The sequence below is a fragment of the uncultured Pseudokineococcus sp. genome (assembly GCF_947499845.1).
GTDB lineage: Bacteria > Actinomycetota > Actinomycetes > Actinomycetales > Quadrisphaeraceae > Pseudokineococcus.
The window spans coordinates 195,271-211,148 of sequence record NZ_CANMPM010000003.1 but is presented as its reverse complement, the minus strand read 5'-3'; the positions used below and the strand labels follow the sequence as shown (position 1 = coordinate 211,148).

General features: G+C 78.8%; 14 protein-coding genes. 3 read left to right on the top strand and 11 right to left on the bottom strand.

Annotated features, from left to right (window positions below; translation table 11 throughout):
- Positions 1-9 precede the first annotated feature (9 nt).
- The 7 genes from Q0789_RS04520 to Q0789_RS04490 form a co-directional block, all read right to left on the bottom strand.
- Complete coding sequence (locus tag Q0789_RS04520; RefSeq protein ID WP_298802559.1) at positions 10-1,065, bottom strand: hypothetical protein; 1,056 nt, start codon at positions 1,063-1,065, stop codon at positions 10-12.
- Positions 1,066-1,195: 130 nt separating this feature from the next.
- Positions 1,196-1,405, bottom strand: coding sequence for a hypothetical protein (locus Q0789_RS04515; protein ID WP_298802557.1), 210 nt, complete (start codon positions 1,403-1,405; stop codon positions 1,196-1,198).
- Positions 1,402-1,833 (bottom strand): chemotaxis protein CheW, encoded by a 432-nt coding sequence (locus Q0789_RS04510; protein ID WP_171204195.1) that lies wholly within the window; start codon positions 1,831-1,833, stop codon positions 1,402-1,404. The genes Q0789_RS04515 and Q0789_RS04510 overlap by 4 nt, the downstream gene beginning before the upstream one ends.
- An 80-nt stretch (positions 1,834-1,913) precedes the next feature.
- Positions 1,914-4,379 carry a chemotaxis protein CheW gene (locus Q0789_RS04505; protein WP_298802554.1) on the bottom strand — a complete coding sequence of 822 codons (2,466 nt, stop codon included), beginning with the start codon at positions 4,377-4,379 and terminating at the stop codon, positions 1,914-1,916.
- Between the two features lie 149 nt (positions 4,380-4,528).
- Positions 4,529-5,020 carry a hypothetical protein gene (locus Q0789_RS04500; RefSeq protein ID WP_298802552.1) on the bottom strand — a complete coding sequence of 164 codons (492 nt, stop codon included), beginning with the start codon at positions 5,018-5,020 and terminating at the stop codon, positions 4,529-4,531.
- Positions 5,017-5,391 carry a response regulator gene (locus tag Q0789_RS04495; protein ID WP_298802550.1) on the bottom strand — a complete coding sequence of 125 codons (375 nt, stop codon included), beginning with the start codon at positions 5,389-5,391 and terminating at the stop codon, positions 5,017-5,019. The genes Q0789_RS04500 and Q0789_RS04495 overlap by 4 nt, the downstream gene beginning before the upstream one ends.
- Before the next feature lie 128 nt (positions 5,392-5,519).
- Positions 5,520-6,770: an EAL and HDOD domain-containing protein gene (locus Q0789_RS04490; RefSeq protein WP_298802548.1), complete on the bottom strand. Its 1,251-nt coding sequence runs from the start codon at positions 6,768-6,770 to the stop codon at positions 5,520-5,522.
- 216 nt (positions 6,771-6,986) lie between these two features.
- Here Q0789_RS04490 and Q0789_RS04485 point away from each other — a divergent pair, with 216 nt between their 5' ends.
- Positions 6,987-7,847, top strand: a complete 861-nt coding sequence (locus tag Q0789_RS04485; RefSeq protein ID WP_298802546.1) for a DNA-formamidopyrimidine glycosylase family protein — start codon at positions 6,987-6,989, stop codon at positions 7,845-7,847.
- A 66-nt stretch (positions 7,848-7,913) separates the two neighbouring features.
- On the opposite strand, the gene Q0789_RS04480 is transcribed toward Q0789_RS04485, so the two are convergent.
- Positions 7,914-8,897, bottom strand: coding sequence for an SDR family oxidoreductase (locus Q0789_RS04480; protein WP_298802544.1), 984 nt, complete (start codon positions 8,895-8,897; stop codon positions 7,914-7,916).
- Between the two features lie 121 nt (positions 8,898-9,018).
- Positions 9,019-9,627: a hypothetical protein gene (locus Q0789_RS04475; RefSeq protein ID WP_298802542.1), complete on the bottom strand. Its 609-nt coding sequence runs from the start codon at positions 9,625-9,627 to the stop codon at positions 9,019-9,021.
- Between the two features lie 251 nt (positions 9,628-9,878).
- Between Q0789_RS04475 and Q0789_RS04470 the strand changes: the two genes are divergently transcribed.
- Complete coding sequence (locus tag Q0789_RS04470; protein ID WP_171204053.1) at positions 9,879-10,205, top strand: rhodanese-like domain-containing protein; 327 nt, start codon at positions 9,879-9,881, stop codon at positions 10,203-10,205.
- Between the two features lie 377 nt (positions 10,206-10,582).
- Positions 10,583-11,815: an ATP-binding protein gene (locus Q0789_RS04465; protein ID WP_298802539.1), complete on the top strand. Its 1,233-nt coding sequence runs from the start codon at positions 10,583-10,585 to the stop codon at positions 11,813-11,815.
- Between the two features lie 11 nt (positions 11,816-11,826).
- On the opposite strand, the gene Q0789_RS04460 is transcribed toward Q0789_RS04465, so the two are convergent.
- Positions 11,827-12,186 (bottom strand): hypothetical protein, encoded by a 360-nt coding sequence (locus Q0789_RS04460; RefSeq protein WP_298802537.1) that lies wholly within the window; start codon positions 12,184-12,186, stop codon positions 11,827-11,829.
- Positions 12,187-12,219: 33 nt separating this feature from the next.
- Positions 12,220-15,738: a hypothetical protein gene (locus tag Q0789_RS04455; RefSeq protein WP_298802535.1), complete on the bottom strand. Its 3,519-nt coding sequence runs from the start codon at positions 15,736-15,738 to the stop codon at positions 12,220-12,222.
- Between the last annotated feature and the right edge of the window lie 140 nt (positions 15,739-15,878).

The window sequence follows — 15,878 nt, the reverse complement described above, 5'->3', positions numbered from 1 at the left end:
CCCACCCGCTCACCGCGCGCCCCCGCCGTGGCCGCGCCCCCGCGGGCGCGGCAGCCCGGCCGGCGCGGCGCCAGCCGGGGCGCCCACGGCGCGCTCGAGGGGCTCGACGAGACGGCGGGCGGCGGGGCCGACGGCCCCGGCGCACAGGGCGTGCAGCGCACCGCTGAGGGTCGGCCAGGCGCCGGCGGCGGCCGCGGCCGCGTCGAGGCCCGCGCGGCGGACGACGACGACGGCCTCGAGCTGGACGCACGCGGCCGCCTCCGTGAGGCCGGCCCGCTCGAGGGCCGCGGAGACGTCGTGGACGGCGCGGGCCCACGCCCCCGGCGCCTCCGCCGCCTCCGCGCCGGACGAGCGGCGCAGCAGGGCCAGCTGCTCGGGGGGCGCGGCCGCGAGCCGGGCCAGGGCGTCCTCCACCCGCGCGGCCGCCGGCCCGAGGGGCACGGGGCGCGGCGGCACGAGGGCGGCGGCGCGCGCGACGACGTCGTCCGGCTCGGGGGCGTCCGGCCCGGTGGCGTCCGGCCCGGGAGCGTCCGGCCCGGGAGCGTCGGGACCGGCGGCGCGCCGCTCGGCGGCGCGCGGGCCGGGGGGTCCCTCGGGGGCGGGACGGCCCGTCCAGGCCCGGACGAGCGCGTGCGCCACGGCGTCGGCCGCCGCGGCGCGCACGCGCGGGTCGAGGACGTCGGCGCCCTCGCCCGGCGGGTGCAGGGCGGTGGGCCGCTCCCAGCACTGCGGGACCACGCGCTCGCGCAGGAGGGCCAGGACGTCGGCGAGCCCGCCCACGGGGGCGCGCGCGAGCAGGGCCCGCGCCGCCGCGGGGTCGCCGGCCTGCAGCGCGACGCGCGCGAGCGCCGCGCCGTCCTCGCCCGGGGCGCGCTCGGCGTGGCGGCGCGCGGCCTCCTCGGGCGTGGCACCGGGGCCGGCGGGCGGCGCCGCGTCGGCGAGCGCGCGCACGTGCGCCGCACCGGCGCCGACGGCGTAGCGCAGGACCCGGGCGACCGACGGGCCGGAGGGGTGGCGCACGAGGTCGAAGGCGACGACCGGCGAGCTCACGAGGCCGTAGGGCACGTGCTCCACCTCCTCGGGCGTCGGTCGGGGCGCCGGGGCCCGGTGTCGTCGGGGCGTCGTCGTCGGGGCGTCGTCGTCGCGGCCTCGGTGGTCGGGCCGCCGGTGGTCGGTGGTCGGGCGTCGGGGACGGTCAGCGGCGGGCGTGCCGCGGAGCGCCCGGGGTGCGGTGCGCCGGGGCGGTGGTGGCCGGCCGGGGCGCCCCGGCCTCCCGCGACGCCTCGAGCGCGGCGTCGAGCTCGAGCAGCAGCAGGAGCTCCTCGCGCGCCGCGGGCGCGCTCACGCGCTGCCCCTCCACCTGCCGGTCCTCGACCTGCTGCCCCTCCGCCTGCTGCTGCGTCACGCCCGGCTGCCCAGCGCGACGGTGCGGGTGGCGTCCAGTGGCATGAGCAGGCGGTCCGGCAGCTGGCAGGCGCCGGTGATGAGGTCGGCCATCGGCCCGCTCAGGGTGTCCGGCGGCGGCTCCAGGTCGTCCTCGGAGACCTCGACGACGTCGCCGATGGAGTCCACGAGGAGGGCGACGACCTCGTCGCCGACCCGCACGACGAGGTCCGTCGTGGGCAGGCCCTCCTCCCGCGGGGGCAGCCCGAGGCGGCGGCGCAGGTCCACGGCCGTGACCACCTGACCGCGCAGGTTGACGAGCCCGGCCACCTCCGGCGGCGCGAGCGGCACCCGGGTGAGCGCCTGCTCGGTGAGGACCTCCTGCACGCGCAGGACCTCGATGCCGTACAGGCCGTCGCCGAGGTGGAAGGTCACGTAGCTGACGGTCATGGGGGGCTCCCCTGCGGGCCGGTGGTGGGCTGCGGCGGGGCGCTCCGGCCCCCGGGTGGCGGCGTCCGCGCGCCGGCCGCTCACGCCCGGGCCCCCTCGTGGGCGTCACGCGGCGAGCGGGGCCGCGGCGGGGCGTAGGCGCCTGCGCGGGAGGGCGTCTCGACCTCGTCGTAGAAGGTCGCGTCGGCGGCGAGGACGGCCTGTCGGACGTCGAGGAGCTCGACGATGTGCTCGTCGACGACGGCCGAGCCGGACAGGCCCGGGTCGCCGAGGTGGCTGACGCGCGCGCCGGCGGCCGGGGTGACGTCGAGGATCTCGTCGACCGCGAGCGCCACGGACCGCCCGCCGACGGCGTGCACGACGAGCGGCACGGACTCGTCGCCGGACGTCAGCTCGCCGAGGTGCTCGGCGAGGACGAGGACGGGCATGACCTCGCCGCGGTGCTGGACGGCCCAGCGGCGCCCGATGCGCTCGAGGCGCTCGCGCGGCACGTCCTCGAGGCGGGTGACGACCTCGAGCGGGATCGCCATGCGGCGCGAGCCCACGCGGACCAGGAGCAGCTGGGTGCTGTCGCCCGGGCCGGCGTCGAGCTCGCCGGCGCGCTCGTCGGCGCGCTCCTGCTCGCGGGCCGAGCGGGACAGCGCCTGGACGTCGAGGATGAGCGCGAGCCCGCCGTCGCCGAGGATCGTCGCCCCCGAGTAGTGGGGCAGGTCGCCCAGCAGCGCGCCGAGCGGCTTGACGACGATCTCCTGCGTCGCGAGGACGGCGTCGACGACGAGGCCGAAGCGGCGCCCGGCGGTCTCGAGGACGGCGACGACCGAGGACTCCCCCGGCTCCGGGCGGCCCAGCGCCAGGGCGTCGTGCAGGCGCACCAGCGGCAGCAGGTGCCCGCGCAGCCGGTGCACCTCGGCGTCGCCCACGTGCTCGGTGCCGGCGCCCCCGTCGCGGTCCAGCCCCACGAGCTCGCGGAGGCCGTTCTGCGGGATGGCGAAGCGCTGGCCGCCGCAGGAGACGACGAGGGCGGGGATGATCGCCAGCGTCAGGGGCACGCGCAGGCGCGTCGTGCTGCCGCGGCCCACGACCGACTCGAGCTCGATCGAGCCGCCGATGCGCTCGATGTTCGTGCGGACGACGTCCATGCCGACGCCGCGCCCGGACACGCTCGTCACCGCGGCGGCCGTCGAGAAGCCCGGCGTGAAGACGAGCCCGAGCACCTCCGTCGTCGACATCTTGCGCAGCGTCGCCTCGTCGACGAGCCCGCGCTCGAGGGCCCGGGCGCCGATGACCCGCGGGTCCATGCCGCGGCCGTCGTCGGAGACCTCGACGAGCACCTGCCCGCCCTCGTGGCGGGCGCGGAGGGTGACGAGGCCGACGGGGTCCTTGCGGGCGGCCCGCCGGTCCTCCGGCGGCTCGAGGCCGTGGTCGACGGCGTTGCGGACGAGGTGGGTCAGCGGGTCCTTGACGGCCTCGAGGAGGGTGCGGTCGAGCTCGGTGTCGGCGCCCTCCATCTCGAGGCGGACCTGGCGGCCGAGCTGGGCGCCGAGGTCGCGGACGACGCGGGGCAGCTTGGACCACACGTGGTCGATGGGCTGCATGCGCGTCTGCATGACGCCCTGCTGCAGCTCGCCGGCGACGAGGTCGAGGCGGTGGGCCGCGCGGAGCATCTCGGCGTCGCCGGAGCTCGACGCGCGCTCGAGCACCTGGTTCCGGGTGAGGACGAGCTCGCCGACCATCGACATGAGCTGCTCGAGCAGCTCGACGTCGACGCGGACGCTCGCCTCGCCGCTGCGGCGGGCCGGGGCCGGCTCCTCCGCGCCCGCGGGGGCGCCGCCCGACGGGGCGCCAGCGGGCTGCTCCGCGACGGGCGCGGGCGCGTCCAGGACCGGGTCGGGCGCCAGGGCCGGGACGGGGAGCGCGGCCGGGGGCTCGACCGGCGCCGTGGCCGCGGGGGCGGGCGCGGGGGCGGGCACGGGCGCGGCCGGGGCGGGCGCCGCCGGTGCGGGGTCAGGGGTGGGCGCCGGGGCGGGCGCGACCTCGGGCGCCGGGGCGGCGGCGGCCGGAGTGGTGCTGGGGGCGGGCGCGGGGGCGGCCTCGGCGGCGGGCGCCGCAGGAGCGGAGGGCGCCGCGGCGGCGGCCGGGGCGGGCGCGCCCTCGAGCTCGGCGGTGATCTCGGCGAGCACGCCGGTGAGGTCGGCGCCGGCGTCGGAGCCGGTGGCCTCGATGCGCCCGAGGAGCCCGCGGACGGCGTCGACCATGTGCAGGAGCACGGTGACGGTCTGCGGCGTCGCGACGGCGCGGCCGTCGCGCAGGCGCGCCAGCAGGGTCTCGCCGACGTGCGCGAGGCGCTCGAGGTCGGAGAAGGCGAGGAAGCCGCTCGTGCCCTTGATGGTGTGGATGGTGCGGAAGATGCCGGCGAGGAGCTGGCGGGAGGAGGGGTCGGCCTCGAGCGCGACCAGCTGCTGGTCGAGCTCGTCGAGGTTCTCCTCGGACTCGACGAGGAACTCGCTGACGATCTCGTCCATGCCCTCGAGGGCGCCGTCGTCCATGCCGCTCCTAGCTCGCTCGCTACGGCGCGCCGGCGGCGCGCTCTCCTGCTGTCGGTCGCCGGGCCTCCGACCTGAAGGCGCGGGCGCGCCCCGGTGCGGGGCGCGGGCCCCCCCGGGGGGCCTCGGTGGGCGCCCCGGGCGGGTCGTCGCTACGTGAGGAGCAGCGACATGCCGCCGCGGCCGTAGCCCGCGACGTCGAGGACGAGGTCCAGGCGGCCGGCGCCGCGGCGCAGCGCGTCGGCGACGTCCGTCGGGCAGGGCTCGCCGCTGCCGTGGACGGACCCGAGGCGGCCGTGGCCGCCGCCCGCCACCGGCACGAGCGGGGCCATGACGTTGCACAGCTCGGCCACGTTCTCGGCGAGGAGCGGCGAGAGCTGCCCGTCCTCGACGGAGGCCTCGGCGCCGCCGCGCGGCACGAGGCCCAGGGCGGCGCCGAGGATCGCGGAGCCGGCGAGGTCGAGCGCGAGCAGGCCGACGGTCTCGGCGCCGCGGGTGTAGACGGCGACCGTGCCGGCCGCGTCGTCCCCCGTCACGCGCGGCCCGGGCCCGGGCACGACGTCGCGCCCGAGGAGCCCCTCGAGGACGCCGCGGACCGCCGCGGTGGTGGGCAGCTCGACCGCGGTGGTCGCCGCCTCGCTCACGACGCCACCCCGGCGAGCGCGGACTCGATCGCGTCGTGGAGGACCTCGGGCGTGAAGGGCTTGGTGACGACGAAGGTCGCCCCCGCCGCCGAGGCCCGGTCGTGCACCTCGCTCGCGGCCTCGGAGGTGATGAAGCCGAACGGCGTGCGGTCACCGCCCGCCCGCAGCTGCTGGAGCATCTCGATGCCGGAGGTGCCCGGCATGTTCCAGTCGCACAGCACGAGGTCCGGAGACTCCTCCGCGACCTTCTCCAGGCCCGCCCCGCCGTCGCCGGCCTCGACCACCTCGAGGGAGCCGAACCCCGCCTGCCGCAGCGCGCGCACCACGATCTGGCGCATCACCCGGCTGTCGTCCACCACGAGCACTCTCACCGCTGGCCTCCCCTGCGTCGGCGCCGCCTCAGCGCCCCTGCGCCGTCTATCGGCAGGCACCCGCCCGGGCTTCACCCCTCGCGGCGACGCGCTCGCGGGGCGCCGGCGGACGGCGCGCCGTGGAGCGGTCAGAGGGCGCCGGTGAGGCCGCGCGCGGTGCGCGTGGCCCAGGCGAGCGCCTCGAGGTGGGCGGCGGCGACCGCCGCGGCGCCGGGGCCCTCGCCGTCGCCGTCGGAGGGCCACGGGTGCCCGCCCTCGAGGGCGCGCACGGCGACGAGGGCAGGACCGACCGGCCCGGTGCCGGTGAGCAGGGCGGCCGCGCCGACCGGCCCGAGGCCCGTCTCGCGCACGAGCTGCTCCACGGGGGCGTCCGTCGTGTCCGAGACCGCCGACAGCAGCCCCACGGTGTACAGCTCGCCCTCGAGGCAGCGCTCCGGGGCCAGCAGCTCGCACGCGCGGGCCCGGGCGAGGACGCGGACGACGTCGTCCAGCGGGTCGGCCGAGGACGAGGAGGCGCCGAGGAGCGCCACGACGACCCACGAGCGCAGCGCGCGCGGGCCGAGGAGCACGAGCGCCTGGCTCACCGAGCGGACGGGCGTGCGGGCGCCGCTGCCGGCCGACCCGACCCAGCGCAGCACGCGCAGGCCGAGCGCCGGGTCCTCCTGGACGAGGCGCTCGACGGCGCGGGCCGAGGCGTCGGGCTCGCCGAGGAGCGCGAGCAGCCGGGCGCAGACGACCTGCGACGGCGAGAGGGCGACGCCGTCGACGACCCGTGGCCGGTCGAACCAGAAGCCCTGGAACCAGGTGTAGCCGGCGGCGGCGCACTCCTCGACGTCGTCCGGGCCCTCGACGCGCTCGGCCAGCAGCCGCACGTCGCGGGACACGAGGCGCACCCGCGCGGCCACGTCCGCGGGCGTGCGGCCGGCTGCGCGGGCGGCCTCGACGTCGACCTTGACGACGTCGACGAGCGGGACGAGGGCGAGCCGCTCGTCGTCGCCGACGTAGTCGTCGAGGGCCAGCACGTAGCCCTCGCCCCGCAGGCGCACGAGCCCCTCGCGCAGCGCGTCGTCCACCGGGACGTCCTCGAGCACCTCGAGGACGACCCCCTCGGGGCGCACCGGCAGGGGCACCTCGCCGAGGAGGAAGGAGCGGGTGAGGTTGAGGAAGACGAGGCCGCCCTCGCCCACGGGGCCGGGCGTGAGCCCCCCGAAGGCCGCCGAGATGACGGCGGAGGTGGCCCGGTCCTGCGCGGCGGCGTCCCAGCCGGGCCCGCCCGGCGCGGCGCCCTCGCCGCGGAAGAGCAGCTCGTAGCCCACGCGGCGACCGCCGGCGTCGACCACCGACTGGCGGGCCAGGGGGAGGCGCGTGCTCGTGACCACCCGTACCCCTCCCCGCGGCCCCGGCCTGCTGCCGGGGACGCCGCCTCATCGGCATCCGCGGGCTCGCGCCGGGGCGGCGCGCCGGGAGTCGCCCGTTCGGCGGTCCCCGCCCGGGGAGGACCCCTGGGCGGTGGGTGGTGCGAGGTGCACGACAGGGACGACGGGGAGATGGGCGACGGGGAGGTGCGAGGACGGCCGCGGTGCCACAGTGGCGCGGTGCCCGAGCTGCCGGAGGTCGAGGCCCTCGCCGAGTTCCTGCGCGAGCGCGCCGTCGGCCGCGTCGTCGCCGCCGTCGAGGTCGCCGCCATCAACGTGCTGAAGACCTTCGACCCCCCGCCGACGGCGCTGGCGGGCCTGGAGGTCGTCTCCGCCGACCGGCACGGCAAGTGGCTCGACCTCGGCGCCGACGGGCTGCACCTCGTGTGGCACCTCTCGCGCGGCGGCTGGCTGCGCTGGTACGACGCCGTCCCCGAGCGGCCGGCCCGCCCCGGGAAGGGGCCGCTGGCCCTGCGGGTGCGCCTCGACGACGGCAGCGGCTTCGACCTCACCGAGGCGGGCACGCGCAAGCGGCTCGCCGTCCACGTCGTCCGCGACGCGGCCGAGGTGCCGCAGGTGGCCTCGCTGGGGCCCGACCCGCTCGACCCCGGCTTCGACCGCGACGCCCTCGTCCGCCTGCTCGCCGGATCGCGGCAGCAGGTGAAGGGGCTGCTGCGCGACCAGCACCTGCTCTCGGGGGTGGGCAACGCCTACAGCGACGAGGTGCTGCACGCCGCCCGCCTGTCCCCCTTCGCCGTCGCGGGCCGCCTCGGCGAGGAGGAGGTGGACCGGCTCGACACGGCGCTGCACGCCGTCCTCGAGGCCGCCGTCGCCGCGGCCCGCGGGCGGCCGGCGGCCGAGCTCAAGGACGCCAAGCGGCAGGGCATGCGCGTCCACGGCCGCACGGGGCAGGAGTGCCCGGTGTGCGGCGACGTCGTCCGCGAGGTCTCCTTCGCCGACCGGTCCCTGCAGTACTGCGCCACGTGCCAGACGGGCGGCCGCGAGCTCGCCGACCGGCGGATGTCGCGGCTCCTGCGCTGAGGGACGCGCGACCCCGACCGACGCCGCGACCGAGGCCCAGGCGCGGCGGACGCCCTGGGGGCGGCCTCAGCGCGAGGTGCGGGTGCGCCGCCGGGCCAGCTGGTCGCGGCTCGTCGGGTCGGCCTCCGGCGAGGGCTCGAGCACGTTGCCCGGCGTGTCCTCGACGCGGCGCCGGTCGAGCCCCAGCAGCCGCAGGAGCGGGCCGACCGCCGCGTCGTAGACGCCGGGCAGAGCGACGAACCCCAGGCGCAGGAAGGGGTTGCCCCAGCCCGCGCGCGTGTCGCGCTGCGCCGCAGCGGGTCGGGCGAGCACGCGGACGACGCGGTCGGCCACCGTCGCGGGGTCGTAGACCGGCATCGGGGGCTTGCCGTGGTGGCCGAGGTAGGTCGCGGCGCGGCGGTAGACGGGCGTCTCCACCCCGCCCGGGGAGACGAGCCGCACGTGGACGCGCCGCCACGGGCGGTTCTCCTGCTGCAGGGTGCGCGCCAGCCCGTGCACGGCCCACTTGCTCGTGACGTAGGACGACATCCACGGCGCCGTCACCTGGCCGAGCACCGAGCCCAGCAGGACGAGCGTCCCCTCCTCCTGCGCGCGGAAGCGGCGCAGCGCGTGGCGGGCGACGGCGGCGGTGCCGAGGACGTCGGTGCGCACGACCCGCTCGAAGACGTCGGCGGGCACCTCGGTGAGGTCTCCGTAGGCGATGACGGCGGCGCTGTGCACCACCGCGTCCAGACGGCCCTCGCGGCGCACGACGTCGGCGACGCACGCCGCGACGGCGTCGTCGTCGGCCACGTCGAGGGGGTGGGTCGTCGCGCGGGCGCCAAGCGCGCGGCAGTCGGCGGCGACGGCCTCCAGGCCCTCGCGGCCGCGGGCGGCCAGGGCCAGGACGGCGCCGGGGCGGGCGAGGCGCAGCGCCGTCGCCCGCCCGATGCCGCTGGAAGCCCCTGTCACGAGGACGACGCGGGGCAGGTCGCCGTCGTGCGCCCGAGGGGCACCGCTCAGGGCGCCCGCAGGGCTCGTCGTCCTCGTCCGCCGGTCACCTGTCGCCACCGCCCCACCCTGGCCCCGCGGGCGCCCGCCCGCAGCGCGGCGGCCCCGCCCGGCGCTGCGCCGCCTCGCACGCCGGGCCACCCCGCACGCCGGGCCGCCCCGCAGGTTCAAAGGGACCGGCTCAGGCGTCGCCGCCCGGCACGAGCGGCACGAGCGCGTCCCAGCGGCTGATCTGGCACCCGTCGGCGCGCGCCAGGTCGGCCGAGACGGGCGAGCCGTCGACGGTGCCGCTGACGAGCGCCGTCTGCGGCCCGCCGAAGACCTGCGTGCACTGCACGTCCCCGCGCGGCGGGGCGAAGGCCTCGGCGCCCGCGTCGGCGACGGCGGCGCAGGCGGCCCCCGGGTCGGGCGCGGTGCCGCTGGCCTGCGCGCCGTCGCAGACGAGGTCGTAGGTCTGCGCCGTCCCGCCGCCGTCGTCGTAGGTGACGGTGAGGTCGGCGGTGAAGCCGTCGGGCACGCCCTGCGCCGTGGCGCTCGACGTGGGGGGCGCGGGCGCCTGCGTCGTCGCCGTCGGCGAGGGCGTCTCGGTCGGCCCGGTCGGGCCCTCGCTCGGGCCGAGGGTCGTGGGCTCGCCGCCGGGCACGTCGACCGACGCGGGGGTCTCCGGGTCGTCGCCGCAGCCCGCCGCGAGGAGCAGGACGGCGGCGGCCGGCAGAGCGACCAGCGCGCGGCGGGCGCGCCGACGGGTGGCGCCGCGGCGCGGGTCGGTCGGGGCGGTGGGCGTCGGCATGGTGTCCTCGCTCGTCTCGCGGGCGGTCTCGTCTCGGGGGCGCACCGGTGGGGGCGCTCTCCTGTGAGGACCGACGCGCGGGAGGGCGTCCGCGGTTCCCTCCCGCCCCTCCCCCGGGCCTGCTGGGCGGGCGCCGGGTGCGCCGTCCGGGGCATCATCGCCTCCGTCCACCGGCGCCGGCCGCGGCGCCGCCACCGACCCGGCGAGAACGGTCCTGCCACCGCACCCGCCACCGACCCCAGGGAGACCCCGTGAGCGACGACCAGCGCCGCGTGCCCGCCGCCGACGTCCCCGAGGACGCCGTCCTCGTCGACGTCCGCGAGGACGACGAGTGGGCCGCCGGCCACGCGCCCGGTGCCGTCCACATCCCGCTCGGCGACCTGCCCGCCCGCGTCGGCGAGCTGCCCGAGGGTGACGTCCACGTCGTCTGCCGCTCCGGCGGGCGCTCCGCCCGCGCCGCGGCGTGGCTGCAGCAGAACGGCGTCGACGCCGTCGACGTCGCCGGCGGCATGGGCGCCTGGTACGAGGCCGAGCGTCCGATGGTCAGCGAGTCCGGCCAGGAGCCCCGCGTCCTCTGACGCCTCCCCGGGGGAGGTGATGCCCCCTCCTCCTCTGAGGGCCTCCTCCGCGCGGAGGTGACGCCCCCTTCACCCCTGAGGGCCACCCACAGGCGAAGGTGACGCCCCCTTCGCGCCTGAGGGCCGCCCACAGGCGAAGGTGACGCCCTCTTCACCCTGAGGCCCACCCACGTGGAGGTGACGTCTCCTTCACGGCCGAGGCCCTCTCCCGCGTGAAGGTGACGCCCCCTTCACGCCCGGGGACCTCCTCCGCGTGAAGGGGGCGTCACCTTCGCGTCGGAGACGGGGGCGGGAGGGCGTCTGGGCCCGTCTTGCGACACGCCTAGACGGGCCCAGACGTCCCGGGGACGGCCGCGTGGCGCGGCTACCGTCCGCGCGTGGATCCCGTGCGCAACCCCTACGCCCCCGGCGCCGGGCAGCGCCCGCCCGAGCTCGCCGGCCGCGACCGCGAGCTCGAGTCCTTCGACGTCGTCCTCGAGCGGCTCGCGCGGGGGCGCCCGGAGCGCTCCGTCGTCCTCACCGGGCTGCGCGGCGTCGGCAAGACCGTGCTGCTCGGCGCCCTGCGCTCGGCGGCCGTCCGGCGCGGGTGGGGCACCGGCAAGCTCGAGGCCCGGCCCGACCAGCCGCTGCGCCGCCCGCTGGCCGCCGCGCTGCACCAGGCCGTCCGCGAGCTCTCGGGGCGCAACCCCGACGAGGCCGCCGAGGTCCTCGGCGTCGTCAAGGCCTTCGCGCTGCGCGCCACGGCCGAGCCGGTCGCCGCCGGCGGCGGAGCCCGCTCGGCCCGCGGCGCGCCGAAGATGCGCGACCGCTGGCAGCCGGGCATCGACGTCCCCGCCGCCGTGGGCCGCGCCGACTCGGGCGACATCGAGATCGACCTCGTCGAGCTCCTCACCGACGTCGCCGGCCTGGCCGCCAGCACGGGTCGCGGCATCGCCGTCTGCATCGACGAGATGCAGGACCTCGGTCCCGAGGACGTCTCCGGGCTCTGCGCCGCCTGCCACGAGCTGAGCCAGCAGGGCCTGCCCCTGCTCGTCGTCGGCGCCGGGCTGCCGCACCTGCCCGCCGTCCTCTCGGCGTCGAAGTCCTACAGCGAGAGGCTCTTCCGCTACCTCCGCATCGGCGCGCTCGAGCGCGAGCAGGCCGACCGCGCGCTGCGGACGCCCGCGCAGGAGGAGGACGCCGACTTCACGCCCGAGGCCCTCGAGGCGCTCCACGTGGCCACCGACGGCTACCCGTACTTCGTGCAGTCCTACGGCAAGGCCGTCTGGGACGTGGCGACGGCGTCGCCCATCACGGCCGAGGACGTCGCCGTCGCGGCGCCCCAGGCGGAGGCCGAGCTCGCCGTGGGCTTCTTCGGCTCGCGCTACGAGCGCGCGACGCCGGCCGAGCGCGAGTACATGCGCGCCATGGCCGACCTCGGCGCCGAGGCGGGCGACGGCGCCGTCGCGACGTCGGAGGTCGCCGCCCGGCTCGGCCGCAAGCCGCAGTCCCTCTCCCCCGCCCGCGACGCCCTCATGAAGAAGGGCCTCGTCTGGAGCGCGGAGCGGGGGCGGATCGCCTTCACCGTCCCCCACTTCGGCCGGTACCTGCGCCAGCACGCCGGCGACTGAGGAGGATCTCCTCAGCGCGGCAGGCGGCGCCCGAGGCGCACACCGAGCGCGACACGGGCGACGACGAGCCCGAGCACCACGAGCCCGGCGCCCACGAGCTGCTGCCCGCCGAGCAGCAGCGGGAGGGGGACCAGCGGGGCGCCGTCCGCCAGCGAAGGCGGCTCGTAGACCTCCTCCGACAGCAGGGCGTAGGCGAACCAGCCGAAGGAGGCGGTGGGGGCCGTGGCGACGACCGACGACCCCGCCACCACGACCAGCACCCGCGCCACCGCCACCGCCACCGCCACCGCCACCGCCACCGCCACCGCCACATCTTGCGAGCTCGCCGCGGGTCGGCGCAGGAGACCGGGGACGTCGGGCCGGGCGACCACCCTCCCGGCGCACGGCCCGAGGTCCCCGGTCGCTCAGCGGCGGGCCGCCACCGCCGTGTCGGGCGTCCCGCCCCGCCCGGCGGGCAGCACGACCTCCAGCACCCGGGCCCCTGTGATGGCGGCTCCGTCGACGAGCAGCCCGCCTCGCCGGTAGGGGTTGTCGACCTCGACGCCGGCCACCTCGCGGCCGTCGGCGAGCAGGCGCACCGGGCCCGCGGGAGCCTCCGCCGGGGCGACGACGCGGTAGCGCAGCTCCCTCGGCTCCCCGAGCACGTCGAGCTCGACGACGAGGCCGTCGTCCTCGCGCGCCAGCACCGGGTCGAGCACGACGGCGCCCGCCCGCTCGACGACGCCGAGCACGCCCTGCACGAGCTGGCGCACGAAGATGCCGGGACCGCTGGAGTAGACGCGCCAGCCGCCCCGCACCGGCACCCGCCCGGTCCTCAGCTCCTCGAAGCGCTCCGCCGCCTCGTAGCGGTCGTCGAAGGCCGCGTCGGAGGAGGAGTAGTAGCAGTTGCGCTGCTTGGGCTCCGCCGCGGGCAGCCGGCGGCGCTGCTCGACGGGGCTGGTGCGCAGCAACTCCTCGACGACGCGCTCGCGGCCGAGGACGGCGAGCGCCTCGACGTACCGCAGGTGCGCGTGCGTGTACATGAGCCCGACCTCGCGGCCGAAGAACGCCGACTGCTCGGCCCGCCGGAAGACATGCGTGACGCCGTCGTCGTACGGCGCCGGGGCGTCCATGAGGCGCACGCCGTCGGGGAAGTGCAGGTGCCGCTCGACGAGCGTCTCGTGAGCGACCGCCTGCTCCGGCGTCAGCAGCCCGGCCAGGACGGCCTGCGTCATGGGGATGAGCCGGTGCGAGGCGGGCGACACGTCGTCGCGCGGGTGGAGCACCGGGCGCGGCGGCTCGTCCGAGCCCGGGGGCGGGACGACGAGGTAGCCGGCGAGCTCCCCGTCGAGGAGCAGGTGCTCGGCGAGCTCGGCGGCGACGAGGTCGGCCTCGTCGCCCAGCTCCGCGCCGAGGTCGGCGTGCGACGTCCCCGCGAGGAGGCGGGAGGCGCCCCGGGCCGCCTGGTGCCAGAGCGCCACCGTCCACGACGACGTCATCCGCTCCCGCATCGACGCCTCGGCGGGCTGGAGCGTGTCGTCCCAGTCGCCGTGGCCGTAGGCGAGCAGCTGCGTGCCGGGCGCGCGGTGGGCGCGGGCGTGCTCGAGCGTGCGGCGGACGTGGTCGGCGACCGTCGCCGGCTCGTCCGCGGGACGGCGGCGGGCGGTGTCCCAGAAGGGCACCCCCTCGTCGAGGACGGCGGTGTCCCCCGAGGCGCGGAGGTACTCCACCAGCGCCACGAGCGGCCAGACGGGGACGTCGCCGTGCGCGTCGTCCGCCGACCGCTCCGCGTAGGCGTCCGGCATGAACCACTGCGGCAGCTCGCCCGCCGCGTCCTGGCGGGCGAGGACGGCGAGGACGAGGTGGCGCGCGACGTCGTGCCGGCCGACCGCGAGCATGAGCTCGAGCGGGCCCTGGCAGACGTCGCGCGTGCCCCACGCGGCGCCCGTGAACTGCTCGAGGCCGTGCGGCACGTGCAGGTGGACCATCGCGTTCTGGACGTACCAGGGCACGAGCAGGTCCAGCTCCGCGAACCGCCCGCCGCTGCGCACGCGCAGGTGGTTGACGAGGGACGCGAGGTGCGCGCGGTGCCTCGCGAGGTGGTCCTCGACGTCGAGGCCCGCCAGCTGCTCGCGCGCCAGGGCCAGCGCCCGCTCGCCCACGTGCAGGTCGGCGGTGACGAGGAGCGCTCCGCTGGTCCCCTCCCCCGGACCGGCTCCGGCGTCGAGAGCGGCCGTCAGCACCCCCGTCCCGCGGGAGCGCCCGTCGGGGAGCAGCGGGGCGTCGTCGCCGAGCCCACCGGTGGTGGCCACGACGTGCGCGAGCCCCGGGCAGTGGGCGGCGACCTCCGAGCCCGCCGAAGGCGTCACGAGCAGCGCCCGGCCCGCCAGCCGGTCGTCGTCCTCGACCGGCGCGAGGTCCCAGGCGCCGTCGAGGTCGGCCGTCAGCAGCACCTCGAGGGGGCGCTCGGTGTCCACGCGCACCTCGAGGCCGGCCGCGTCGGCCCGCACGGTCGTGCGCACGTCGACGAGCCCGAGCTCCGAGGCGTACCGCCACCGAACGCCGCCGAGGTCGAGGACGAGCGCCGAGGGCACGCCGAGGAGCCGCCAGCCGCCGCCGGGCTCGCGCACGAGGGCCCGCACGCCAGCGGAGCGCAGCAGGCCGAGGGCGGAGCGGTGCACCGACACGAGCGTGTTGGCCGCGGTGTTGCCCATGACGACGTGCGAGGCGAGGACGCCCGCGGCGTACGCGGTGGCCGAGAGGACGCCCTCGGTCGGCGCCACGTCGTCCCCGGCCCGCAGCACCAGCCCGTGCGGGCGCTCGACCTCGAGCTCGGCCGCGCGGGAGACCACGTAGGCGGCCGTGCCGGTGAAGTAGGAGCGCAGCGCGCCGTCGTGGCCCCGCTCGGGCGAGCGCGCCGAGGACGCGTCGACCCCGCCGAGGGCGAGCAGCTCCGCCTCGGTGAGGTCGCGCGCGGCGAGCAGTGGGGCCGTGGCCAGCAGGGAGCGCACGGGCTGCTCGCCCGCCGGGGCGTCCGCGAGGGCCTCGTGCGTGCGCGCCGCCAGGGCCACGGCGTCGTCGAGCAGGCCGGGGACGGCGGCCGGCGCGTCTCGCAGGTCGCCGCGGTGGTCGGGGACGAGCGCCGTCACGGCGTGGACGGTGCGCGGCTCGGCGAGGTCCAGCAGGGGCCCGAGCAGCGTCGGCATCGCCGTCTCGTGCTGCCGCGCACCGCTGGCCCACTCGGGCGCGTCCAGCGCGGCGGACCGTCCCCCGCCCCGGGCGGCCGGCCCGTGGACGGCCACGGCGTCGACGTGGTGGCCGCGGGCGCCCTCGACGAGCGCGGTGAGGGCCAGGGGCAGCACCGGCGCGCACGCCATGGTCTGGCGGCTTGCGACGACGACCCCGGCGCGGGCGTCCGGGACCACCCGATGGGCCACGTAGTGGGAGGTGTAGGCCTCATTGGCCCGGACGACGCCCTCGGGCGCCAGCGCCAGGTCCTGCGCCACTACGACGTCGTAGCGGTCCTCCGGCTCCGGGCCGTCGCCCTCGGCCGCCGACAGGTCCACCCGCCAGACGAGCGAGCGCCCGTCCTCCGCCAGGGAGAGCATCGCCGTCCAGCGCGCCCCGAGCGCCTCGCCCGCCCACCGGGCCCATGTCGGCCCCGTCGCCAGGGCGGACGGCGAGGCGGACCCCGCGAGGGCCACCCGCTCCACCTGCCCGGCGCGGTGGCGGCGCAGGACGACGCCCGCGACGGCGGCGTCGTGCCGCGAGGGCAGGTGGAGGTTGACGAGCAGGTCGCCGCTGCGGATCGCGCGGACGTCCCCCGCGCCGGTGAGGTGGACGCGCAGGTCGCCCGCCGCCAGGACGGCGCCGCCGTCGCGGTCGGGGGCGGCGGGCCCGGCGGCGGGACCGGGGGTCGCGATGGCGGGGGCGGTGGTGGTCACGGGGTCCTCCGGGAGGGCGGTGCGGTGGGGCGGCGACCGGGTCGGTCGGCGGGTCGGTCGGCCGGGTGGGCACGGCGGGACGCGGTGGGGACGGTGGCGGGGCGTCGGCCGGCGGCGGGCGTCGCCCGGCGGCGCCGACG